The following is a 22,785-nucleotide window of genomic DNA, read 5'->3' as shown; positions in this document are numbered from 1 at the left end:
CTAGCTTTCTCTGCTTCAGCATCAGCTTTTGCTTTCGCATCTGCTGCTAATTTCGCTTGACGAGCTTCTTCTTCCACTCTAGCTTTTTCTTCAGCAGCTTGTTTAGCTTGTAATGCTTCTGCATCGGCTTTTGCTTTTGCTTCTGCCGCCAATCTAGCTTTCTCTGCTTCAGCATCAGCTTTTGCTTTCGCATCTGCTGCTAATTTCGCCTGACGAGCTTCTTCTTCTACTCTTGCTTTTTCTTCAGCAGCTTGTTTAGCTTGTAATGCTTCTGCATCGGCTTTTGCCTTTGCTTCTGCGGCTAATCTTGTTTTTTCTGCTTCAGCGTCAGCTTTTGCTTTCGCTTCTGCCGCTACTCTTGCTTTCTCTGCTTCTGCATCAGCTTTTGCTTTTGCGTCTGCAGCCAATTTCGCTTGACGTGCATCTTCTTCTTCTTGTAATTTTTTCGCTTCTGCTTCAGCTTTTGCTTTTGCTGTAGCTTCTGCATCAGCCTTCACTCTAGCGTCAGCAATTAATTTAGCTTGTAAAGCCTCCATATCTGCTTTTGCTTTGGCATCTGCAGCCAATCTTGCCTTCTCAGCTTCTGCATCAGCTTGTGCTTTTGCTTCCGCTGCCAATCTCACTTTTTCTGCTTCTGCATCGGCTTTAGCTTTCGCTTCAGCTTCTAATTTTGCTTTTGCCGCTGCTTCTGCATCAGCTTTCGCTTTGGCATCTGCAACAAGTTTAGCTTGAAGCGCTTCTGCATCGGCTTTTGCTTTTGCTTCAGCATCTAATTGTGCTTGGCGTGCTTCTTCAGCTTGTTTTATTTTTAGTGCTTCTGCATCAGCTTTTGCTTTTGCTTCTGCGGCTATAAGTGCTTGTCTTGCCTCTTCATCTGCTTTTGCTTTTGCATCTGCAGCTGCTTTTTCTTTAAGAGCAGCTTCCTCAGCAAGTTTTGCTTTTAAATCTGCTGCTGCTTTAGCTCTATTTGCAGCATCAATAGACGTTTTAGTCTTAGCCTCTGCAGCTGCTTTTGCTTTAGCATCTGCCGCTAATCTCGCTTGCAATGCATCTGAATCTGCTTTTGCTTTAGCATCTGCCGCTAATATTGACTGCATGTCTGCCGCTTCTGCTTTTGCTTTGGCGTCAGCTTTACGTTTTGCTTCTGCAGCATCGGCTTTCGCTTTATTGTCTGCTATTAATTTTAATCTTGCAGCCTCTGCATCAGCCTTAGCTTTTTCTGCTGCGGCCAATCTAGCTTGTCTTGCAGCTTCTGCATCAGCTTTCACTTTCTCTGCAGCAGCTAATCTTGCTTTTGCTGCAGCTTCTGCATCAGCTCTTGCTTTGTCAGCAGCCAATTGTGCAGCTGTTTTCTGCGGCGCTGGAGCTGCCACTTTTGCGGCTTCTGCTTTTGCTTTCGCAGCTGCTTCTGCATCCGCTTTAGCTTTCGCATCTGCTGCCAATTTCAATTTCATTGCCTCTGCGTCAGCTTGTGCTTTATCTGCAGCTAATTGGGCAGCTGTTTTTTGCGGTGCCGAAGCTGGTTTTGCAGCTTCTGCTTTTGCTTTAGCCGCAGCTTCTGCATCAGCTTTCGCTTTGGCATCTGCAGCCAATTTTAACTTCATTGCCTCTGCATCGGCTTTTGCTTTATCGGCAGCTAACTGAGCTTGTGTTTTCTGTGCTGCTGTTGCTGTTGGCTTATTTGCCACTGCTTGTGCTCTCGCAGCTGCCGCAGCATCTACTCTCGCTTTGTTATCTGCAGCTAATTTTAATCTGCGCTCTTCTGCATCAGCTCTTGCTTTATCAGCAGCCAATTGAGCTTGTGTTTTTTGTGTTGTAGCAACTGCTCTGTTTGCCGTTACAGTTTGTGCTCTCGCAGCAGCTGCGGCATCGGCTTTTGCTTTTGCCTCAGCAGCTAATCTTATTTTAACAGCTTCAGCATCTGCTTTAGCTTTATTGTCTGCTTCTAATTTTGCTTTTGCTGCAGCTTCTGCATCTGCTCTAACTTTCTCGGCTGCTGCCAATCTTGCTTGTTTTGCTTCTGCATCGGCTTTTGCTTTTTCTTCAGCAGCTAATCTGTTCTTTTCAGCAATTTCAGTTCTATTAACTTGAGTTGCTTGAGATTTTGGTTTAGCTGGAACTGGTTTTGGTTTTGAAGGATCAATTAGAGAACCCTCATCGTCATCTCCGTAATAGTAATTTCTATTTTTGAATTTGTAAGCAATAGCAAATTCATGAGAACCGCCCAAATTAGAGAAATTGCCCATTCCTCTTTCGTAATTGTATTCAATAGCAATACTTGGAGAAATATTAACCCCAAGTCCTGCAGAAACTCCATACAATGTATTATAGCCTAATTGTGCCCAAACTCCTTGCTGAAGTGCTAACATTCCTAGACCTGAAATAACTGTTTTATCTTTTTTAATTTCTGTTCTAACAATTCCAGAAAATTTACTTCTGTCAAAAAAACCATAACTGTCAATGTATCCCGTGTACATGGCGTGCAATTGAATTGCTCTTTCTGGATCTTCTTTTACCATTCCTGATCCAAAATTGTAAAGCACTAAATTGTTAATCGCTACTCCGAAATCAAAAAAAGTAGTACCATAGTTAATCCCTGGATTTACCGTTAAAAGTGTACTTTTTGGAAAATCTCCAGTTAGAATACTTGAATCATCTGATATAATTTTTCCTGTATTAAGACCGCTTTGATAAATTCCCGCATTTAAACCAAAAGTCAAATTACTATCTTCTTCCAGAACGATATTATGAGCGAAATTGGCAATTCCTCCAAAAACAGTCATAAGACCATAATTTTGTTGAAATAGACCAACAGCAAATGCTTCGTTTTCTCTAAAACGTCCTGAATAAGTAGCAAAATAAGTTTGTGGGTTATTCTCAAATTGAACCCATTGCCTTTTGTTATAGAAACTTACATATGGATTTGATTCTCTAACAAAGCTGAATGTTGGGTTAATTATATATCTATTAAACTTTAAAGAATTTCTGATAGGTAATGAAAACGAAACAACTCCATCCTCGCTAGCGCTTTGAGAATAGAGTACATTTGATAAACCGTAAAATAAAGTGATGAATAGTAAAAGTTTCTTCATATTATTTTATAACAGTTATTGATCCTTTTTTTTCACCTGTGTCGGATTGAATGACATAGTAATAAACGGGATTTACATTCTTAAAATCTATATTGTTTTGAGGCCAATCGCCTTGGTAATTCACGACATCCAAAACCATCTCTCCGTTTGAACTAATGATCATTACCTTTGTATTTGCATTTTTATACTCATCTGGAATATTCCAATAAGGATTCATTCCGCTTAACTTAATAATGTTCGGAATAACGCTTGATGATGCAGAATCACCATTTATTTTGAATGAAAATTCTTTACTAGCAACACAGCCAGATGCCTGAGCAATTTTTGCTTTATAAATACCTTTAACAGCTACCACATATGATGGCGATGTTTCATTAGGAATTAAGTTGCCGTTCAAATACCACTCATAAGTCGGATTTGTTGCGTCTGTAGTTATAGTAACTGTTATCGTCTCGCCTTCATTTAATTTATATCCGTCTTGAGCGTCAATGCTTGCGTTGAAACTATTGCTTTTCAAATCGATGCTTCCTGTTGCTATACAACCGCCAAAATCTACGTCTACAGAATAAACACCAGACTCGTTAGTGCTATAAGTACGATTAGTAGCTCCCGTTATGGCTGCACCATCTTTTTTCCATTGATAGCTGTTACCAGATGTAGCAGTTAAAATCGTTCCTGAACCACTGGCACAAAAAGGATTTCCTAAAGATGAGTTTATTGTAATTGCAGACCCAGAAGATGATGAAGAAACTGTAACTCTATTTGAACTGAAATTCACATTCGAACATTGGCCATAATCAAGTTCTGCATAATAAACACCTGCAGCATTTACTACTAAAGAAGACGAATTTTGTCCTGAAATTAGAACATCATCCTTGTACCATTTGTATTTAATATTCGAATAGTTTGCAGGTGATGATTCTGGCACTTCAGGAGTAAGATTATCAACTGACAAAGTAAAACTGCCTCCAGAACAGAAAGTGGCAGTATTTCTATTTTGATTTATTAAAAACGAAGACACATAATCTTTGTAGAAAACTGAAAAAGAATATGACCCTGAAAAATTTTGTGCTCTAGGACTATTAATTCCGTTACTACTTACTATTCTTAAACTGTAAGTATTAGAACCTTTTAGTGTCGTAGGAATTGCAAATTTAATGGTTTGTTCTGTTCCTGATAATTGAATAACATCTAGAGTAGTAGTAGCTGTTGGATTGGTAAAACTACCAAACTCATCAGACAATTGAACAGAAAAAGTAACATTTGAAGCAAAATTTAAATATGAAAAAGTTGCTAGATATTCATTGTATTTAGCGCCATTAACAATATCTCCAGCACAAATATCTTTAAAAGGTAGTTGTTGAGGAGATATTGATGATTGCGCATAAGTATTCGATTCAGTAAAAAAGATTATGCTGAATAATAGTAAAACTTTAAAAAAAGATAAAGTAATTTTTTGAATCATATAGTGCGTGTTCTTGCTAGATCTATACGCTCAAAAAACAAGATATCTATAAATGTTTCTGAGAAATCATATTTGTAGTTTTCAATTACTTCTTTTGCTAGAATTGAAGTAGCCGCAACCGATGAAATCTCTTCACAATCGTTAGATACAGTATTTGACTCAGCCGCTATAGTAAGGCTGTCCTTGGGGGTGGACATCCCTACTATAAACTGATTAAAATTGCCGTTTTCAACAGCATTAGTATTGTTGTTTTGGTTATTAAAAGCCATAGTTAACACACACTCAGAATCAGCAGCCTCAGTAGGTTTTTCTGCTGTATTCTGTGCATATAGAGTTAACGATATAGGCGAAACCAAAAATATTATATATAAAAAATATTTTTTCGTAGATACCATTATGTCTTGATCTTTATTTGGGCCCGTAAGACGATACATAAATTGTGTCTGGGGACTTAATTAATAAAATTTACGCGTGGGAAATAAAAATCGAAACTATTTATCTATTACCGCTAGAAGCTGTGATTTTTCCTAATTGTAATCTGAAATCTGGCTTTTTAGGATTGAAGATGTCAATGAATGTTTCTTTGTTGTCACTTTGTGACATCACGTTAAAGAACACACTGTTTCCATACCAGCTTTCTAAATCTTCATTGTTAGAATTGTATTCTGTAAAGATGTTTCCATTACATAAGTTGAAATACATTTCCTCAAATTTGATTTTTTTAAGGTTGGCATCATTGATTTCAGTTTTGCTATCTAATAATACAGCAGGGTTAAATCCAGAGATTACACTTCTTTTCATTTCAAGAGAAGCATTTTCTGCTACATAAACAGCTTCTTTTACTAAACCTGCTTGAATATCAGCTTTAATGTTTTCACTGTCGTTAACCATTGTAATATTACTTGCAACAACTAAAGTTTGTTTTTTAGTGAAATCTGTTTCACTTTTCTTCTCATAAGATTTAACCTCCATACAACGAGATCCATCTTTAGTACTAGAGAAGTAAGAAGATCTAACTGCTAAAGAGTTGAAGAAACGACATTGAACTCCTTGAGAAAATTTAAAGTCGTCGTTAACTGATTTATAAGATACGAATTTTGTAGCATTTAAGTCACCACCTAAGATTCCGAAAGAATCTCCTCCAGCATAACTTACCATAATGTTTTCAAGAACTGTTTTGCTTCCAACACCAGCAAGAGTCAAACCGTTGAAAGTATCGGCTCCTTTTACTTTTTTACCAGCAAATTCAATTCTAACGAATCTTAAAATTCCTGAGTTTGAAGCTACATTGTCTCCACCGTAAGTAGTCATTGAAGGATCAAGATCAAGGTTATAAGAACCTACATTTCCGAATTTGTTAATTGGTGCATCTCCAAGAATTACAATTCCACCCCAATCACCAGCTTTTTTCATACTGCGGTTTGAAGTAAATACAATTGGATCTGTTTCTAAACCATCAGCTACTAATTGAGCACCTTTTGTAACTACCAATGTTCCTTTTGTTTCGAAATCACCAATAATTACAGTTCCAGGTTCGATTGTTAAAACAGCATTGTTTGTAACATAAACGTTTCCTTGTAGAACGTAGATGTTTCTTTTTAGCAATTTGGTATTAACAGAAATATTTCCTGCCAAAATTTGGTTTGCTTCTCCATAATCAACTTTATTAGGCTTAAATTCAGTCCAGTTGTTTAACCAATTGGTGTAGCCCATAATTCCTTTCTCTTGTTGAGCATTCATACTCGCTACTGTCAAAAGAACGCAGATCAATTGAGTAATTTTTTTCATGATAAGGGGGGTATTACGGTTAATAATAAATTTGGGTATGCGTAAATGCAAAAACTCCTCTCGAGTTTTCTGAAGTTTTTCAGGACCCTCGAGAATGAGTTGTTTTTTTATTTTGTTTTTTAAGAATGCCTAGCTGGTATTCACTTAGACTTTCTCAAAAAAGATTTTAAAAAATGCTTTATTACATTTCGTTCAAATCGTTGAACTCGTGTAATGATTTCAATGTACTTTCGTAGAATAAGATTGCAGCGATTAGATTTCCTTTATCAGAGTAAGGCATCATTTTTCTTTGAAAATCTACCGTAGTATCCAAGAAAGTTGTTGTACCAACTGCCTGAGCATCTAAAACTTTTTTGTGTTCGTTATCGTCTGGAATACCTAAGTCTGCCATAGTAACACCTGGTTTAGTAACCAAAGCAATGTAAGGGAGAGTTTTAACTAATACTTTAATACGCTCGATGTATAATTCCAAAAGTTCACCCTTTTGCATACCACTCAATTCTTTTTGATCATGGTATTTTCGGATAAGAGCAGTTGTACTGATAATACTTCTCGGTGCGTTTTTAGCTTGTGCTGAAACAGCCGCAGTAGTTAAGATAAAAAAAGCACTAAATAGAATAATTTTCCCTTTCATAGATTCTTATTTTATAATTGGTTGTTGATAAAAACAAAAATATAGAAATTAACTTAAATTACAACTGTAATGGATTTTTTTTTCAAAAAAATATCTTAAAAAAACCTTAAAAACCAGTGTTATGTCGAGAAAATGTGCGTTTTAACGGGCTTTTTGTTAAAAATGTTAATTAAAAATCCGTAAGATATTAACTATAAAAAATAAGATTTTGACTCTATAAATAACCAAAAAAAACCTTCGTTTGACGATTTTCGGAAAAAAATATTAACAAAAACATCTTGATATTTACTAACTTGAAGATATTTATTAACAAAATTCTGTCGAAAGTGACGAGAAAAATTTTGAAAATTCGATTTCTAAATTTGAAAATTATAACTACGAAATAATCTTATCTCTAAAATTTTTGACTACACATTTTCTTCTATCTTTGCCCAATGCAATTTTCTCAAATTTTAGGGCAAGATTATATCAAAAGCCACTTGATAAAAAGTGCTGCTTCTGGTAGAATTCCCCATGCACAATTATTCGTTGGTCCGGAAGGAAGTGGTACATTAATTACCGCCATTGCCTATGCCCAATACATTTTGTGCAACAATACCGGCGACGAAAATTCAAACGGAAACGATTCTTGTAATCTAAAGTTTGATAACATATCTCATCCCGATCTGCATTTTATCTATCCAACTGTTACCACCGAAGATGTAAAGACAAAACCTAAGAGTTTAGATTTCATTCAGGATTGGCGCGGTTTTATTCAAGAAATGCCTTACGGAGGTTTATTCGACTGGTATAAAATTTTGGGTGTTCAAAACAAACAAGGAGAAATTCGTGTAGAAGATGCACAGGAAGTTTTAAAATCACTTTCGCTAAAATCTTACGAAGGCGGCTATAAAATCATGATTATCTGGATGGCAGATAAAATGAATATTGCAGCATCAAATAAACTCTTAAAACTTTTAGAAGAACCATCAGACAAAACAATGTTTATTCTGATTTCTGAAAATGAAGAAGATATTATCCAAACCATACGTTCACGTTGCCAGGTAATTCACTTTAACGGACTTCCAGAAAAAGTAATCGCTGAGGCTTTAGTTGCACAAGAAAATATAGATTCGAATCTAGCCAAAAAAATTGCGCATCAAGCACAAGGAAATTTTAATAAAGCACTTCACTTATTAAAAGAAGATGATGATGATCTTCCATTCGAGCAATGGTTTGTCAATTGGGTTCGCGCCGCTTTTAGAGCAAAAGGAAATGCTGCGGCTATTCAAGATTTAATTACTTGGAGTGAACAGATTGCTGCGCTAGGACGCGAAAGTCAGAAAAAATTTATTCAATACTGTATCGAAATGTTCCGACAAGCCTTGATGTTAAATTACCAAGCACAAAGTTTAGTTTACATTGAACCGAAAGTGGATAAATTTAAATTGGAAAATTTTGCTCCCTTCGTAAACGGAAATAACATTCACGAAATATTCAAAGAACTTTCAGATGCCATGTATCATATTGAAAGAAATGGAAATGCGAAAATAATCCTCACCGATTTATCAATCAAGTTGACTCGTTTAATTCATAAAAAATAATTCATAATGAACAATGTTGCCTCAATTCTACTTTTAGCTTTTCTAGCTTTAACTTTTTTACAATCAGGTTACGAAAAAATTTTTTATTGGAAAGATAATGTAGCTTGGCTTAAAGAGCATTTTGCCAAAACTCCATTAAAAAATCAAGTTCCATTAGCTCTTTTACATTTACTAATTTTAGAATTAATTTCTGGAATCTTGTGCGTTGTTGGAGGTATTCAATTATTCACAAATAACGGAAGAGAATTTGGTTTTTACGGAGCTATATTTTCATGTATTTGTTTGTTAATGATGCTTTTCGGACAAAGACTTGCAAAAGATTACGATGGTGCGAGAACCATTGTTATATATTTTATACCAGCTGTAATGGCTGTTTACTGGTTGAATTAATCAGTTTCAATTATTAAAAAGTTAGCCACAGATTTCACAGATTTTCACAGATTTTTTTTAATCATTTTAATCCGTGAAATCTGTGGCTGAAAAACAAAATTTATTATTCAAAAAATGAATCCAAAACATCCTTCAGAATCTCTAACTATTTTAACTGATTTAGTTTTACCGAGCGAAACAAATCCTTTAAACAATCTTTTTGGTGGCGAATTATTAGCCAGAATGGATCGCGCAGCAAGTATTGCAGCTCGCAGACATTCACGCCGAATTGTAGTAACGGCTTCTGTAAATCACGTTGCTTTTAACAGAGCAATTTCGCTTGGAAGCGTTGTAACCGTAGAGGCTAAAGTTTCAAGATCTTTTAAAAGTTCGATGGAAGTTTTTATTGATGTTTGGGTAGAAGACCGCGAATCTGGAAATAGAACAAAAGCCAATGAAGCTATCTACACTTTTGTAGCTGTAGACGACACTGGAAGACCTGTTGAAGTACCAGCAATTATTCCAGAAACCGAACTAGAAATCCAACGTTTTGATGCCGCGCTTCGTCGTAAACAATTGAGTTTATTGCTTGCAGGCAAAATAAAACCATCTGACGCTACAGAATTAAAGGCTTTATTTTTATAGACTGATTTTGTGACAATTTGGAACAATCAAACTTCAAAAAAAGAAGTAATTTTACAAATTATAAAACTGATCAATAAAGTTATAGGAGAATTTTCCTATTTTTATCCAGAAAGACAAAATAATAATTTTAGATATTAAGAAAAAAATGAGTTCAGACAAAGAAGCCAAATTAAAAGCGCTACAATTAACGCTTGATAAACTTGACAAAACCTACGGAAAAGGAACCGTAATGAAAATGGGCGACAGAGCCATTGTAGAAGTAGAAACGATTTCTTCTGGCTCATTAGGTGTTGACTTAGCTCTAGGTGTTAATGGATATCCAAAAGGAAGAATCATCGAAATATACGGTCCAGAATCTTCTGGAAAAACAACTTTGACGCTTCACGCAATTGCAGAAGCTCAAAAAGCAGGTGGTATTGCTGCCTTTATCGATGCTGAGCACGCATTTGATAGAAATTATGCTGAAAAATTAAATGTTGATATCGAGAACTTAATCATTTCTCAACCAGATAACGGAGAGCAAGCTTTAGAAATTGCCGAAAACTTAATTCGTTCTGGAGCTATAGACATTGTTGTAATTGACTCTGTTGCAGCCTTAACACCAAAAAGTGAAATTGAAGGCGAAATGGGAGATTCTAAAATGGGTCTTCACGCACGTTTAATGTCTCAAGCTTTAAGAAAACTTACTGGAACTATCAGTAAAACAAATTGTACCGTTTTCTTTATCAACCAGCTTCGTGAAAAAATTGGTGTTATGTTCGGAAATCCAGAAACTACAACTGGAGGTAACGCACTTAAATTTTACGCTTCTGTACGTTTAGATATTCGTCGTTCAGCACAAATTAAAGACGGTGAAAATGTAATTGGTAACAGAACTAAAGTTAAAATTGTTAAAAACAAAGTAGCACCGCCTTTTAAAACTGCCGAATTTGACATTATGTACGGAGAAGGAGTTTCTAAAACGGGTGAAATCTTAGATCTAGCTGTTGAATTTGATATCGTTAAAAAAGCAGGATCTTGGTTCAGCTACGGCGATACAAAACTAGGTCAAGGTCGTGATGCAGTTAAAACTTTAATTAAAGATAATCCAGAACTTGCTGAAGAACTGGAAATTAAAATTAAAGAACACATAAAAGAATTGGCAAATGCCTAAAAAATAAGTCAAAAAAAGACTATTAAAAAGCCGAGAAGATTTTTACAATCTCTCGGTTTTTTTGTTTTTAAAAATAAGATGAAATTTTGACGCAACCATTCTACAAAATCTTCATCTATTAAAAAAAACAGTGTACCATTGATACTGCCATATATCAATATTGGTATTTTTTTAGAATTTACTTTGGTTGGTTATTTGAGTAAAAACCCGTTAGCTTTCTTCATCTAGCGGGTTTTATCAAATTTTTTTTTTTTTTAAATTTCACACGCAACCTTTTTAGTTTTTCTTCATCATAATAATATGGCATTAACTTGAGTTTTTAGTTAAACTATTTATTATCAACCATTAATATTTTTAACCATGAAAGAAAAAATAGAATTGTTGTACAATAAAAACCGAAGAAAAACCAAATTAAGATTTAAAAAAGTACTGCGTTTTATTTCAGAAAAAATAATTCACAGATAATAAACTTTTGAATAAAAATAGGGGGTTTTTAATTCAAAGAAAAGCCGGTAGACTGATTAAGTCTACCGGCTTTTGTATTTTACATAATGTTTTTATGGTTATTCCTTTTGATAATCCATTAAACCATTATAAATCATATTCCTAACTTGATCTCGTAATTCTTTTCTGTTGTCGCTTGTCAATTCTTTTGTTTCTACGAAAGGTAAAATTCTAGCGCGCATCTTTCCTGGACTTCCACTCAAAAAAGTATATGAAAAACGCTCTTTATTATCTGGATAAACAATCGGCACAATCGGAATCTGATGATCGATTGCCAATCTGAATGCACCGTCTTTAAACTCGTCCAGCAAAATACTTTCGTCATCTGGAACTCCACCCTCTGGGAAAATGCAAATACTTAGACCTTGATTTAATCTACTCTGAGCTCTTTTAAAAACTTCATTTTTACTTTTGGAAGAATTTCTATCAACCAAAATACAAGTTCTCTTGTAGAAAAATCCAAAAAGCGGAATCTTTACCAGCTCCTTCTTTCCAACAAAAACAAAAGGATTTTTAATTATAGCCAACGTAAGCATAATATCGGTCATCGAGGTATGATTGGCCACGATCATGTAACTTTTGCCTTTAATAAGCTTCTGTTCCCGTTTTACGGTATAAAAGAAACCCATTCCGAAAAGGATAAATTTAGCCCAAATGCGAGCCATTTTAAAGAAATATGGATATCCTTTCTCAGAAAGAATAGAAACGACCAGAAAAGGGAACATAATGAGTATCGGAATGGCCATCAAAACATAAAACCAAACTCTCCAAAGAATCCAAAAAGCAATTTTAAATATTTTCATAGCTTCAAAAGTAGTAAAACCGAAATGAATATTATAAAGATTTTTTCTTAGTCATCGCTTATTTTAACGCAAAGAACGCAAAGGATTTTCGCAAAGGATTTTCGCAAAGTTTTTGAAGCGATTATTGTGAAGGTTTGCTTTGCGATAAGTTCGCAAAGCTCTATCTATAAATTGTTAACGACTCTTCTAATACCATTTTTTAAAAGAATTTCATTGAAATTTATGAGTAAGCCAAGTTTAAAATTTCCTAGTCTTAAATAGCTTAATGTTTGAGCTAAATGATTAACAGTAAGAGATTCCACACTTTTTATCTCGATTAACAATTTGTTTTCCGCAAGTATATCAATGCGGTATCCACAATCTAGCTTAACTTCTTCAAAAACTAACGGCAAAGATTTTTCTTTTTCAACAAAAAGTCCACGTTGCTTAATTTTATAAAACAAACATTCTTTATAAACATTTTCCAATAATCCAGGTCCAAGTTTTTTATGAATTTCAATGGCTAGTCCAATTACAATATTTGATATTTCGTTTTTCTGTCATAATTAAAAAACGTTAAATTTATAAATATTTTCTTATATTTTATAAACAAAGCTTTGCGGACTTATTGCAAAGCAATTTCTTAAAGAATTAAAACTTCTTTACTTTGCGAAAACCCTTTGCGCTCTTTGCGTTAAAAAACTACAAACTTTGTAGTTAAAAAAAACATCACGACATTTGCATTTCAGAAAAAACGAGAATGGCAAAAATACTTACTGGTGTTCAAAGCACAGGAACACCGCATTTAGGAAATTTATTAGGAGCAATTATTCCGGCAATCGAGTTATCAAACGACCCAACAAATGAATCTTATTTGTTTATCGCCGATTTGCATTCAATCACACAAATTAAAGACGGAAAAACTTTAAGAGAAAACACTTATAGCACTGCTGCTGCATGGCTTGCTTGTGGTTTAAATCCTGAAAAAGTTACTTTCTACAGACAATCTGATGTGGTTCAAACTACAGAATTGACTTGGTATTTAAGCTGTTTTTTTCCGTTTCAAAGATTAACATTAGCGCACTCTTTCAAAGATAAGGCGGATCGTTTGGACGATGTTAACGCTGGACTTTTCACTTATCCGATGTTAATGGCTGCCGATATTTTATTGTATGATGCTGAATTTGTTCCTGTTGGAAAAGATCAGTTGCAGCATTTAGAAATTACTCGCGATGTCGCGGCTCGTTTCAATCACCAAATGGGTGAAACATTTGTTCTTCCTGAAGCAAAAATTCAAGAAAACATCATGTTGATTCCAGGAACGAACGGGGGGAAAATGAGTAAATCTGCCAATAATATCATCAACATTTTCTTAGACGATAAGACTCTGCGCAAACAAGTTATGAGTATTGAAACTGATAGTACACCTCTTGAAGCACCAAAAAATCCAGATACTTGCAACGCTTTTGCTATTTATTCTTTATTAGCAAATGAAGAGCAAACTGCGCAAATGAGAGCAAACTATTTAGGTGGAAACTATGGTTACGGTCACGCTAAACAAGCTTTGTTTGAGTTAATTACTGAAAAATTCAAAACAGAAAGAGAAAAATACAACTACTACATCAACAACCTTGAAGAAGTTGATGCTTTATTGAAAAAAGGCGCTGCAAAAGCTTCTGTAATTGCCGATGGTGTTCTAGCAAAAGTTAGAGAGGTTTTAGGATTTCAAAAATAATTTATAAAACCTAACAGAATTTTAAATCTGTTAGGTTTTTTTTAAAATTTAATTTCAAAAACGGCTTTTATACTTTTCATAGTTTTGCTTATAACTTCTGCCAATTGGAATTGCATAATTTTCGATTATTAACTCCGTATTGCCAAAAGCTTTAACTTCTTTTAAATTAACTAAAAAAGAACGGTGAACACGCAAAAAACCTTTCGATTCTAAAACCTCCAAATCACTTATTTTATATTTTGCAATGATTGGTTTTCCTTCTTTTAAAACCACTTTGACGTCATTGGCCTGACTTTCAAAAAATAAAATCATTTTGAGTAAAATTTTATATTGAAGTCCTTTTGATTTCAACAATATAAATTCATCTTCTTTACTTTCAGTATTTTCCCTTAAAACACGCTCAACAGCTTTAAAAAAGCGTTCGAATGTTATTGGTTTCAATATATAATCAACCGCTTCAAGTTCAAAGCCTTCTATTGCAAATTCTCTGTATGCGGTTGTAAATATAGTTTTGGGTCTGTTTTTTAATGATTTCAAAAAATCTATTCCAGTTAAATCTGGCATTTGAATATCTAAAAAAACCAAATCAACGGTTTTAGACTTTGTCAATTTGTAAGCCTCTAAAGCATTTCCAGCGGTGCCAACCAAATGCAATTCTTCTATTTTAGAAATATGATTTTCTAAAAGTTTAATTGCAAGTGGTTCATCATCAACTATAATACAATTAATTTTCATTTGCTGGAATTATTATTTCTACACTAAAGAGATTGTCTTGATTTTGAATTAAATTGGAACTTCGACCTCCGTAAATAATTTTTAATTGTTCCTGAATTATCTTTAAGCCTAAACTTTTTTCATTGTTATTTTCTTTCGGAACAAAAGAATTCTCAATCTTAAAAATCGTTTTTTCGGCATCCGTTTTAATTAAAATTGAAATAAAAATATTTCCGGAAATGCTTCCTGCTCCATGCTTAAAAGCATTTTCTACTAAAGATAAAAACAATAAAGGCGGAACAAGATTTAAAGCACTAATTTCCTCCGCAATTTTAAGTTCTAACCTAGAATCATATCTCAGTTTTTCTAATTCGGCATAATCATGAATTACTTTCAATTCATCAGAAATCGGAATTAATTTTTTCTGGCCTTTATACAAGATATAATCCAAAATATTTGAAAGACGGCTTATCGACTCAGATGTTTTATCAGAATCAATAATTGAAAGCGAATAAATATTATTTAGCGTGTTGAATAAAAAATGTGGATTTAATTGCGTTTTTAAGGCGTTTAATTCTAATTCTGCCTTTTCTTTGAGTATTTGTACCGAATATTGTTTTTCGTTCCTTAAATCAAACATAAATGCTACGGAAACAAAAACAAAACAAGCCGTCACGATTGGAACTACGTAATAGCAGAACAAATAACTCAAATCTGTCAAAATACTTATTAAATTGTCTTGAGGTTCATTTATAAAAAAAGGTTCGGCGACATAAATCGCAAAAATTCTATTTAAAACAGAAAATAAATAAATACAGGCAATTATTGAAATAACAAATAAAAAATAATGCTTTTTATAGAACATCTTTTTTATTAAAATGAAATAAATAAAATTGGAACATAATATTTGAAAAATCAAATGACTCAAATCATACGGAATGATCATAGAAAAAAGCGGATGCTCATATTCAGCATAAATTTTGGCTTCGCCAATTAAAAAAAAAAGAAGCCAAAAACAAATCTGAAAGACAACACTTTGCTTCACGTTATAGTGTAAATTACTCTTTATCATACTTCAAAAATAGGTAATTGGGGTTCATTTTTTATAAGTTGATTGTAAACAGCTTAATTTTGATGATGAACTGCAAATAATGTCATTGAAATATGAATTTAAGTTATTCAAACATCAAAACTGACTTTACAAATACCATTAAAAAATCTGAAAAAATTCGCTATAGTTTTGCCGAAAAAAACGAATGAATTCTCAAACATCTGAAAAATTTCTTGGCCTAGATCATTTGCGCTCTTTAGCAATTTTAATGGTTCTATTATATCATTATCGCATGTTTCAACATCCAGATTGGGTTGATAAATATGGGCAATTTGGCTGGACTGGTGTAGATTTATTTTTTGTTCTTAGCGGGTTTCTCATTTCAAAACAGCTTTTTGAACAACTTAAATTCTCAAGCAACATTCGCTTCAAAGAGTTTTATATCAAACGCTTTTTCAGAATCATTCCGGCTTATGCTTTAACCCTGTTTCTTTATTTTACTTTTCCTTTTTTTAGAGAAAAAGAAGCTCTGCCTCCATTTTGGAAGTTTATCACTTTTACTCAAAACATCGGACTTGATCTTCTCCATTTTGGAACATTTTCTCATGCTTGGTCTTTATGCATAGAAGAGCAATTTTATTTAATTTTTCCCATAATTCTTCTGTTATTTTTAAAATTCAAAAAAGTATCCTACATCAAATATTTTCTGCTTTTTCTCTTGTTATTCACTTTGTCTTTAAGAATTATTTCATGGCAGTTGCTAATCGTTCCAAACCTAAATAGCTCAGATTTATGGAGAATCTGGTATATGAAAATTTATTACCCGACATACACCAGATTAGATGGTTTAACAATTGGAATTGGTATTGCATTCTTCTATGAATATTCCAAGCGTTTCAAAAATTTAGTTAATTCATATGGCAATCAATTATTCTTAATTGGGTTAATAATTGTTGGATTTTCATTTTGGATTTGCAGTAATCAAATTTCACAATTAGCATCAACGGTTGGATTTACAACTGTTTCAATTGGCTATGGATTGATTGTAATGTCTGCCATTTCAAAATCTTGCTTTTTATACCATTCAAAATCGATTTTATCGACTCAACTCGCATCACTTTCCTTTTCTATCTATCTCACACACAAAGGAATTATTCACTTAACTCAAATAGTTCTGCAAAAATTAAATATTGATAACGAAGGACAAATCGCTCTGCTCATCTGTTTTATAAACTGCATTATAATCAGCTTATTTATTAAATATTTAGTAGAAAAACCTTCTTCAAAAATTAAAAATTATGTGCTAAAAATTAAATCTTAAAAACATGAAAACAGTAATTACAATTTTATTATCATTCATTTCTTTAAACTTTACTTTTGCTCAACAAACATTAAACGATCAAGAAGAAATACATCAAATACTAAATGTATTTATGCAAAGTATTGTAAAAAAAGATTCTATAACTTTTAATAGTTTGTTTTTTAAAGAAACCGTGAATTGGATTGGTGTAATCAAAGAAAAAAGTCAAGCCAAAAGACTCGAAGCTAAGCCAACAATCACAAAAAATTATTTTACTGGCACATACAGTAGCTTTATTCAATCTATTCTGCAAAGCAAAAAAAGTGAGGAAAAGTTTGAAAAGATAATTATTCAAAATGACGATGTTATTGCCAGTGTTACATTCGATTACAGTTTTTGGTCAGAAGATTCGATGACAAATTGGGGTGAAGAATACTGGCAATTAGTTAAGATTAATGGAAAATGGAAGATAACAAGCGTTCTTTTTTCTATTGAAATTTCTAAATATTATCCTAAATCTTAATTTCAAAACAATGTTTTTCTTTTAAAGTTCCTTTTACTTTTTGTAACTTTAAGTATATTAATCATTTAAAAAAACAAAGATGGATCAGTATATTGAAGATTATAATGTTCCACCGTATGTATTTCAAATCCTAAACATCGTTTTTGGATTATTGGTGATCTATATTTTATACCGATTGTACAAACATTTTACAAGAAAATAAATATAGGATTTTCTGCGTTAAATTGATTCAAAAAGTTTTCCAGGAAGTGGCCGTATAAGACCTTTCAATTCCATATTAATCAGAATTCCAGAGAGTTTGAAAATTGGAATTTCACATTCCATTGCAATGATGTCTAATAATTCCTTTCCAGCCTTTTGAAGAAAATCGTAAATCTTTTGTTCATCAGCATCTAATTCTACAAAAAGCTGTTTCTGAATATTTTTGGGTTTTTCTTTAATATCCCAATTCAACATATAAATTAAATCTGCCGCACTTGTCAGTACGTTCGCTTTCTGAGTTTTAATCAAATTATTACAACCTTGACTGTATTTATCGGTGACTCTTCCGGGCACAGCAAAAACATCACGATTGTACTCATTTGCCATATTTGCAGTAATCAAAGATCCTCCTTTATCGGCAGATTCAATTACAATTGTTGCTTCAGTCATACCAGCAACAATACGGTTTCTACGAACAAATTTTTCTTTATCGGGATTTGAATCACTCCAAAACTCTGTTATAAATCCACCATTCTCCTCCATTTTAGCCATGTATTTTTTATGCGTTCGGGGATAAATTTGATTCAAGCCATGAGCCAAGACGCCAATTGTTTGCAAATTATAATCTATAGCCGCTTGATGTGCTACAATATCAACACCATACGCAAACCCGCTCACAATTACTGGATCTAACGGAGCTATTTCTTCAATCAACTTTTTGCAGAAATCGGTTCCGTAAGAAGTGATTTGTCTAGTGCCAACAATACTAATTATTTTTCTGTTTTTAAGATCTATGTTTCCTGCTGTAAAAAGTAAAATTGGAGCATCAAAACAATGTTTAAGTCTTTCTGGATAGCTTTCATCTTGAAAAAAAGAAACCTGAATTGTATTATTTTTAATGAACAATAATTCTTTCTCTGCCCTTTCAAATATTGTTTTGTCCTTCAAATTCTTCAACAAAACAGATCCAATACCGTCAACGGCCGCCAGCTGAGAATTTTTGGCTTTAAAAATGTCTGAAGCCGATCCAAAAGAGTGGAGCAGTTTTTTGCCTAAAATATCACCCACTCCATCAACTTTCAACAAGGCAAGTAAACTAAATAAATCCTGATCGGTCATCTTTTTAAAACATTATGTAAAATAGAAAAAATAATTTTGATTTTTTGAATCGCAAATATCATTAAAACAAAGTTATTTCTTGTTAAAATAAAATCTAATTTTTCTAAAACGAAACTCACATACAGAAACTAAACAGCTAAATATTTGAAAGCGAATTGTATAAAAATAATTCTGAATTGTTAATAAAAATTGTGAATAAAATTTTGATAACTATACGCGATGCATAACTTTGTTACTATGAAAATCGAAGTATATATCTCACAGTTATTGTATCGTTATCAGTGTGTAACGGTTCCAGGATTTGGTGCATTTTTAACCGAAACTCACTCAGCGCAGCTGAATGAAAGCACTAATTCGTTTTTTCCTCCAAAAAAAACCATTTCTTTCAACAGTCGTATCAAAAATAACGACGGTTTGTTAGCAAATCATATTGCTCAAGCTGAGAAAACATCTTACGGTTTTGCAGTTAGCGCAATTGCTTTTGAGGTTTTAAATTGGAAAAAAACTTTGGAAGAAGGTGGCGTAATCCTTTTAAAAAATATTGGAGAATTGCGCTTAAATTCAGAAAGCAATATAATTTTCAGACCGAACGATCAGACCAATTATTTGGCGACTTCTTTTGGATTAAGTCCTTTTGTTTCTCCGATGGTGAAAAAAGAGGTTTTCGAGAAAAAGATCGAAAAGATTGCAGCAAAAGAAAAAGATGCCACTTTATTATACGAAAATGAAGAAGAAACCAAATCTTCAAATCGATTCTTACGTTATGCTGCAATTCTTGTTTTAGGACTTGGAATTACAGGAAGCATTGGTTATCCTTTGTACCAAAATCAAATTGACAATCAAACACTTGTTGTAGAACAAGCTGTTCAGAAAAAAGTACAAAACAAAATTCAAGAAGCAACTTTCTTTATCAAAAGTCCGCTTCCAGCTGTAACTCTTTCTGTAGATTCTGCTGCTGTCGAAACTGTAGAGCCAACAATGCCTTATCACATTATGGCTGGTGCGTTTAGAAGTGAGCAAAATGCTAGAAAAGCTTATAACCAACTAATTAAAGATGGTTTCAAAGCGAGAATGCTGAAAGAAAACAAACACGGTTTATTTCCTGTTTTATACGGAAGTTATGCTACAATGAAAGAAGCTGAACAAGCTCAAAAAGAAATACAAAAAGGTGAAAATCCACAAGCTTGGATTCTGGTAGAAAACCTATAAAATACTTTTAATCCTGTTCGAAAGAGCAGGATTTTTTTTGCCTTTCCAGATTGAATCAAATTTGGAATTGGCCTGAATATTTCTTTCAACCATTACAAGTTCCACGCGAAACATTCCTGCCGACTTATTCGTTATCTTTGGACAAACAAAAATCACAACAACCTCATTTTCTCAAGAACTTCAAAAAAAAGATAAAAACATAGAAGAACGATATTGCTCCGCAGAAATTAAAATTGACACAAATAACTCAGAAAAAGTAACTTGAAAAGCACTTCTTGCCATTTAATACAAAAGCCCGATTTCTAAACGAATCGGGCTTTTGTTTATCGTGAAACAATATTTGCGTCTTGCGATAGAATTTCTTTTTCCAATTGATATTTTAATAACATCTAAGGCGCCTATTATTATCGCCTAAATTGTAAAATGACATTCATCTTTAAAATTCCCTTTTTTATTCGTACTGATGAGTTCCAATTGATATCAAAATATCAAAACAAAAGTATTTAGTAAGATACCTATACTTCTTTCCTAGACTTCTCGCATTATTTTATCTAAATCAAATAAATTTATAAAATAAATATTACATTATTTAACAAATAAAACTATAAAAAATAATCTTTTTCTTATATTTTATCATTATAATTGCATCTATAATCCTAAATAGTTGCATAGAATATTAACCTTTAAATGCCAAAATATTAGAAGAAAAATTAAGAATGCCGCAAGATTTATGATTGTCTTTTTAATTCTTGCTACTTCTATCAAGTGTCAAAAAGATGACAATGATGTAGGACAGACAGATGCTAAAATTATGCAATCTGCCAAAGTATGGTTTAAAAACTATGAAGCAAAAGGTGAAAATTTTGCTTTACTTAAGGACTTAAATTACAATTGGAATGATGCAGAAATTACAAATTCAAAAGATGGAACACAAACAATTATAGTTCCTATAATTGAAGTAAAAAAAGATCAAACAGAGCTTTGGGAACAAAAATTGTATATTTATAAACTATCCGAAAACAATTACGAAGCGATGGTCTTTGAAATATATCCAGATGCAGATAATTCATCAATTAATAGTCCTTCTTTTAATGGCTATATAGTAGGGTGGGATTTAAAAAAGGGTTTTGTAAAAACTGCTAAGTTCGAAAACAATAGACTTATTGAAAATGGTGTTCTTACCTTAGCCCTTAAAAACAAACAAACTACAGGTAAAGCCCCTTCAAATCAAGTCGCCTGTCCTGCCGGAATAGAATGTGATGTAGATGGAGGAGGAACTACAGATACAGGTATACAATTAAAAGAAGTTGTAGTAAACAATAATTATCAAAATCCTTCGGGAGGAGGAGGTATTATTTACAATGGCACAGGTGGTACTAATCCAAATTACTCAGATGCTGGTTCTTATACCAATCATGGTACAGGTACAGGTTCTGGTTCTGAAGGTGGAGAAGATCAAAATGGAAATTCAACAGATCCTTGCGGACAAATGAAAGCATTAATAGACGTTACAAAAACAGGAAATATGAAACCTAGTATTGATTGGTTAAAGGGAAAAGTAATGGCTTCTGTCAATAGATTGGAACACGGTGTTGAAGTAAAAAAACTCATGAATCCAGATGGGACTTACAGGTATGAGTATAATCAGATATCATCACTAGATGAATTTTCAGTTCCATTATCAACAGGCTCTTCATATATTGGTGGAGCACATTCTCACCCAAAAAATGGCTATGCAATGTTTTCTTTTGGAGATGTAAAATTTTTAAGAAATGCTTATAATGATGCATCTCCAAGCAGAAAAGAAGATGTTTTTTGTATAATGGTCGCCAAAGATAAAGCCGGGAATGTAAATACTTATTCTATAAAAGTTAACGATTTTGCGTTATTAGACAGTAAGGTAAATTCAGTCTGGAATAATCCAAATTTAAATGATAAGTCAGAAAAAGAAAAATTAAAAAAAATACATGATGAACAGGCTGTATTATATGATGAAAGCGGAGGAGCCTTAGAAGAAAGTTTTCTCAAACAATTTGGCGCTTTTGGCATATCCATTTATAAAGCAGATCCATTATTGACTAAATGGAGCAAATTAGAACTTAATCCAACTACAAAAAAAGCAAATCTTGTACCTTGTACTTAACAATAATAAAATGATTATGAAAAACTATATTAATTTTTTAGCAGTATTTTTTATTTTTTTAAATAGCTGTTCGGGACAAAGTCAGATATTAGACATAACAACACCAAAAGAAGGATTTGTCGGCATAAGAGGCGTATATTATAAAGATACAAAAAATGTGTTAAACGGGTATGATGGCACTTATGTGTATACCAATGGCAATACATCCTTGAAAATAAAACTCCAGAAAAATATAAAGACTTCTATGAATGGTGCTTATTATGAAGACTTAATTGTTGGAGAATACCAATTAATTGAAAATGGAATTGAAAAAGTCAACACATTAAGTAGATTAACTCCGACAAGCAACAGTAATAATATAAGTGGCAAAAGGGTTCTGACAGGTACTGTATTAGGCTGCGATGATTGCTCAACAGATGAAAAACGCCTTAGACTAGGTTTTAGTGATGAACTGTCTCCTCAAGTAGGAGAAATTGATATAAGAAAAACTACTGTCAATGGAAAACCTGCAATTATCGCAGAAATTTGGTATACGGGACCAATGGCTGTTAGGGAAGGCCAGCCAAAACCAAAGCCAGCAATTATAAAAGGCGGTAAATATTTGATGATAAAACAATAGCCTATATATAAAATCCTCAAGTATTACTGATACTTGAGGATTAAAAAATGGAACCTATGAAAAATTAGACGCTTACCATTCTATTTTTTATTCTGCTAAACAGCACCTGTGGACAATCTGGAGAGGTTTTCATTTCAACAATAACATCATCTGGCA

The 22,785-nt window shown here is 33.1% G+C and carries 21 protein-coding genes; 11 read left to right on the top strand and 10 right to left on the bottom strand.

Annotation, left to right across the window (positions count from 1 at the left end; genetic code table 11):
* From JC605_RS04745 to JC605_RS04725, 5 genes are all read right to left on the bottom strand, one after another.
* On the bottom strand, nt 1–3,092 hold a 3,092-nt coding region (locus JC605_RS04745; RefSeq protein WP_198855094.1), incomplete at its 3' end, for a type IX secretion system membrane protein PorP/SprF.
* A 1-nt stretch (nt 3,093) separates the two neighbouring features.
* On the bottom strand, nt 3,094–4,557 hold the full coding sequence (gene sprC, locus JC605_RS04740; RefSeq protein WP_198855093.1) for a gliding motility protein SprC: 1,464 nt from the start codon (nt 4,555–4,557) through the stop codon (nt 3,094–3,096).
* Entirely contained in the window at nt 4,554–4,952 is a 399-nt protein-coding gene (locus JC605_RS04735; RefSeq protein WP_233074026.1) for a hypothetical protein, read from the bottom strand. The genes sprC and JC605_RS04735 overlap by 4 nt, the downstream gene beginning before the upstream one ends.
* A gap of 100 nt (nt 4,953–5,052) precedes the next feature.
* On the bottom strand, nt 5,053–6,345 hold the full coding sequence (locus JC605_RS04730) for a hypothetical protein (protein ID WP_198855091.1): 1,293 nt from the start codon (nt 6,343–6,345) through the stop codon (nt 5,053–5,055).
* 181 nt (nt 6,346–6,526) lie between these two features.
* On the bottom strand, nt 6,527–6,979 hold the full coding sequence (locus JC605_RS04725) for a hypothetical protein (protein ID WP_198855090.1): 453 nt from the start codon (nt 6,977–6,979) through the stop codon (nt 6,527–6,529).
* Nucleotides 6,980–7,413: 434 nt separating this feature from the next.
* Between JC605_RS04725 and JC605_RS04720 the strand changes: the two genes are divergently transcribed.
* The 4 genes from JC605_RS04720 (at nt 7,414) to recA (ending at nt 10,729) form a co-directional block, all read left to right on the top strand.
* Nucleotides 7,414–8,562, top strand: a complete 1,149-nt coding sequence (locus tag JC605_RS04720) for a DNA polymerase III subunit delta' (RefSeq protein WP_198855089.1) — start codon at nt 7,414–7,416, stop codon at nt 8,560–8,562.
* A 6-nt stretch (nt 8,563–8,568) separates the two neighbouring features.
* Complete coding sequence (locus tag JC605_RS04715; RefSeq protein ID WP_095930182.1) at nt 8,569–8,952, top strand: DoxX family protein; 384 nt, start codon at nt 8,569–8,571, stop codon at nt 8,950–8,952.
* A gap of 114 nt (nt 8,953–9,066) precedes the next feature.
* Nucleotides 9,067–9,576, top strand: coding sequence for an acyl-CoA thioesterase (locus tag JC605_RS04710; RefSeq protein WP_095930181.1), 510 nt, complete (start codon nt 9,067–9,069; stop codon nt 9,574–9,576).
* A 145-nt stretch (nt 9,577–9,721) separates the two neighbouring features.
* The gene (gene recA / locus JC605_RS04705) at nt 9,722–10,729 is read left to right on the top strand and encodes a recombinase RecA (RefSeq protein WP_125718440.1); all 1,008 of its coding nucleotides are present in this window, start codon (nt 9,722–9,724) and stop codon (nt 10,727–10,729) included.
* 563 nt (nt 10,730–11,292) lie between these two features.
* Here recA and JC605_RS04700 read toward each other — a convergent pair.
* Entirely contained in the window at nt 11,293–12,036 is a 744-nt protein-coding gene (locus JC605_RS04700) for a 1-acyl-sn-glycerol-3-phosphate acyltransferase (protein ID WP_198855088.1), read from the bottom strand.
* A gap of 164 nt (nt 12,037–12,200) precedes the next feature.
* Nucleotides 12,201–12,563, bottom strand: coding sequence for a GxxExxY protein (locus tag JC605_RS04695; protein WP_198855527.1), 363 nt, complete (start codon nt 12,561–12,563; stop codon nt 12,201–12,203).
* Nucleotides 12,564–12,775: 212 nt separating this feature from the next.
* On the opposite strand from JC605_RS04695, the gene trpS reads away from it, so the two are divergent.
* Nucleotides 12,776–13,750, top strand: coding sequence for a tryptophan--tRNA ligase (gene trpS, locus JC605_RS04690; RefSeq protein WP_111377745.1), 975 nt, complete (start codon nt 12,776–12,778; stop codon nt 13,748–13,750).
* A 54-nt stretch (nt 13,751–13,804) separates the two neighbouring features.
* Here the strand turns inward: trpS and JC605_RS04685 are convergent, their stop codons facing one another.
* Both JC605_RS04685 and JC605_RS04680 read right to left on the bottom strand, forming a co-directional pair.
* Nucleotides 13,805–14,485: a LytTR family DNA-binding domain-containing protein gene (locus JC605_RS04685; RefSeq protein ID WP_198855087.1), complete on the bottom strand. Its 681-nt coding sequence runs from the start codon at nt 14,483–14,485 to the stop codon at nt 13,805–13,807.
* Nucleotides 14,475–15,329, bottom strand: a complete 855-nt coding sequence (locus tag JC605_RS04680) for a sensor histidine kinase (protein WP_233074025.1) — start codon at nt 15,327–15,329, stop codon at nt 14,475–14,477. Before JC605_RS04680 ends, JC605_RS04685 begins: the two co-directional genes overlap by 11 nt.
* A gap of 391 nt (nt 15,330–15,720) precedes the next feature.
* Here JC605_RS04680 and JC605_RS04675 point away from each other — a divergent pair, with 391 nt between their 5' ends.
* The 3 genes from JC605_RS04675 (at nt 15,721) to JC605_RS23830 (ending at nt 17,540) form a co-directional block, all read left to right on the top strand.
* Nucleotides 15,721–16,836, top strand: a complete 1,116-nt coding sequence (locus JC605_RS04675; RefSeq protein ID WP_198855085.1) for an acyltransferase — start codon at nt 15,721–15,723, stop codon at nt 16,834–16,836.
* A gap of 4 nt (nt 16,837–16,840) precedes the next feature.
* Nucleotides 16,841–17,338: a hypothetical protein gene (locus tag JC605_RS04670; RefSeq protein WP_198855084.1), complete on the top strand. Its 498-nt coding sequence runs from the start codon at nt 16,841–16,843 to the stop codon at nt 17,336–17,338.
* A 79-nt stretch (nt 17,339–17,417) separates the two neighbouring features.
* On the top strand, nt 17,418–17,540 hold the full coding sequence (locus JC605_RS23830) for a hypothetical protein (protein ID WP_255562385.1): 123 nt from the start codon (nt 17,418–17,420) through the stop codon (nt 17,538–17,540).
* Nucleotides 17,541–17,557: 17 nt separating this feature from the next.
* On the opposite strand, the gene dprA is transcribed toward JC605_RS23830, so the two are convergent.
* The gene (gene dprA, locus JC605_RS04665) at nt 17,558–18,658 is read right to left on the bottom strand and encodes a DNA-processing protein DprA (protein WP_198855083.1); all 1,101 of its coding nucleotides are present in this window, start codon (nt 18,656–18,658) and stop codon (nt 17,558–17,560) included.
* A 237-nt stretch (nt 18,659–18,895) separates the two neighbouring features.
* Here dprA and JC605_RS04660 point away from each other — a divergent pair, with 237 nt between their 5' ends.
* The 3 genes from JC605_RS04660 to JC605_RS04650 all read left to right on the top strand — a co-directional run bounded on the left by JC605_RS04660 (nt 18,896) and on the right by JC605_RS04650 (nt 22,629).
* Nucleotides 18,896–19,867 (top strand): SPOR domain-containing protein, encoded by a 972-nt coding sequence (locus tag JC605_RS04660; protein WP_198855082.1) that lies wholly within the window; start codon nt 18,896–18,898, stop codon nt 19,865–19,867.
* Nucleotides 19,868–20,597: 730 nt separating this feature from the next.
* Entirely contained in the window at nt 20,598–22,010 is a 1,413-nt protein-coding gene (locus JC605_RS04655; RefSeq protein ID WP_198855081.1) for a hypothetical protein, read from the top strand.
* Nucleotides 22,011–22,026: 16 nt separating this feature from the next.
* Nucleotides 22,027–22,629: a DUF6705 family protein gene (locus JC605_RS04650; RefSeq protein WP_198855080.1), complete on the top strand. Its 603-nt coding sequence runs from the start codon at nt 22,027–22,029 to the stop codon at nt 22,627–22,629.
* Nucleotides 22,630–22,785 lie beyond the last annotated feature (156 nt).

It is taken from the genome of Flavobacterium sp. IB48 (genome assembly GCF_016405855.1).
Lineage (GTDB): Bacteria > Bacteroidota > Bacteroidia > Flavobacteriales > Flavobacteriaceae > Flavobacterium > Flavobacterium ginsengisoli.
This window is presented reverse-complemented; position numbering and strand designations above follow the sequence as displayed.

Excerpts from the sequence above, each read along its gene's own strand:
- sprC (WP_198855093.1), bottom strand. The coding sequence starts at position 4,557 with ATGATTCAAAAAATTACTTTATCTTTTTTTAAAGTTTTACTATTATTC.
- JC605_RS04735 (WP_233074026.1), bottom strand. The coding sequence starts at position 4,952 with ATGGTATCTACGAAAAAATATTTTTTATATATAATATTTTTGGTTTCG.
- JC605_RS04730 (WP_198855091.1), bottom strand. The coding sequence starts at position 6,345 with ATGAAAAAAATTACTCAATTGATCTGCGTTCTTTTGACAGTAGCGAGT.
- JC605_RS04725 (WP_198855090.1), bottom strand. The coding sequence starts at position 6,979 with ATGAAAGGGAAAATTATTCTATTTAGTGCTTTTTTTATCTTAACTACT.
- JC605_RS04720 (WP_198855089.1), top strand. The coding sequence starts at position 7,414 with ATGCAATTTTCTCAAATTTTAGGGCAAGATTATATCAAAAGCCACTTG.
- JC605_RS04715 (WP_095930182.1), top strand. The coding sequence starts at position 8,569 with ATGAACAATGTTGCCTCAATTCTACTTTTAGCTTTTCTAGCTTTAACT.
- JC605_RS04710 (WP_095930181.1), top strand. The coding sequence starts at position 9,067 with ATGAATCCAAAACATCCTTCAGAATCTCTAACTATTTTAACTGATTTA.
- recA (WP_125718440.1), top strand. The coding sequence starts at position 9,722 with ATGAGTTCAGACAAAGAAGCCAAATTAAAAGCGCTACAATTAACGCTT.
- JC605_RS04700 (WP_198855088.1), bottom strand. The coding sequence starts at position 12,036 with ATGAAAATATTTAAAATTGCTTTTTGGATTCTTTGGAGAGTTTGGTTT.
- trpS (WP_111377745.1), top strand. The coding sequence starts at position 12,776 with ATGGCAAAAATACTTACTGGTGTTCAAAGCACAGGAACACCGCATTTA.
- JC605_RS04685 (WP_198855087.1), bottom strand. The coding sequence starts at position 14,485 with ATGAAAATTAATTGTATTATAGTTGATGATGAACCACTTGCAATTAAA.
- JC605_RS04680 (WP_233074025.1), bottom strand. The coding sequence starts at position 15,329 with ATGTTCTATAAAAAGCATTATTTTTTATTTGTTATTTCAATAATTGCC.
- JC605_RS04675 (WP_198855085.1), top strand. The coding sequence starts at position 15,721 with ATGAATTCTCAAACATCTGAAAAATTTCTTGGCCTAGATCATTTGCGC.
- JC605_RS04670 (WP_198855084.1), top strand. The coding sequence starts at position 16,841 with ATGAAAACAGTAATTACAATTTTATTATCATTCATTTCTTTAAACTTT.
- JC605_RS23830 (WP_255562385.1), top strand. The coding sequence starts at position 17,418 with ATGGATCAGTATATTGAAGATTATAATGTTCCACCGTATGTATTTCAA.
- dprA (WP_198855083.1), bottom strand. The coding sequence starts at position 18,658 with ATGACCGATCAGGATTTATTTAGTTTACTTGCCTTGTTGAAAGTTGAT.
- JC605_RS04660 (WP_198855082.1), top strand. The coding sequence starts at position 18,896 with ATGAAAATCGAAGTATATATCTCACAGTTATTGTATCGTTATCAGTGT.
- JC605_RS04655 (WP_198855081.1), top strand. The coding sequence starts at position 20,598 with ATGATTGTCTTTTTAATTCTTGCTACTTCTATCAAGTGTCAAAAAGAT.
- JC605_RS04650 (WP_198855080.1), top strand. The coding sequence starts at position 22,027 with ATGAAAAACTATATTAATTTTTTAGCAGTATTTTTTATTTTTTTAAAT.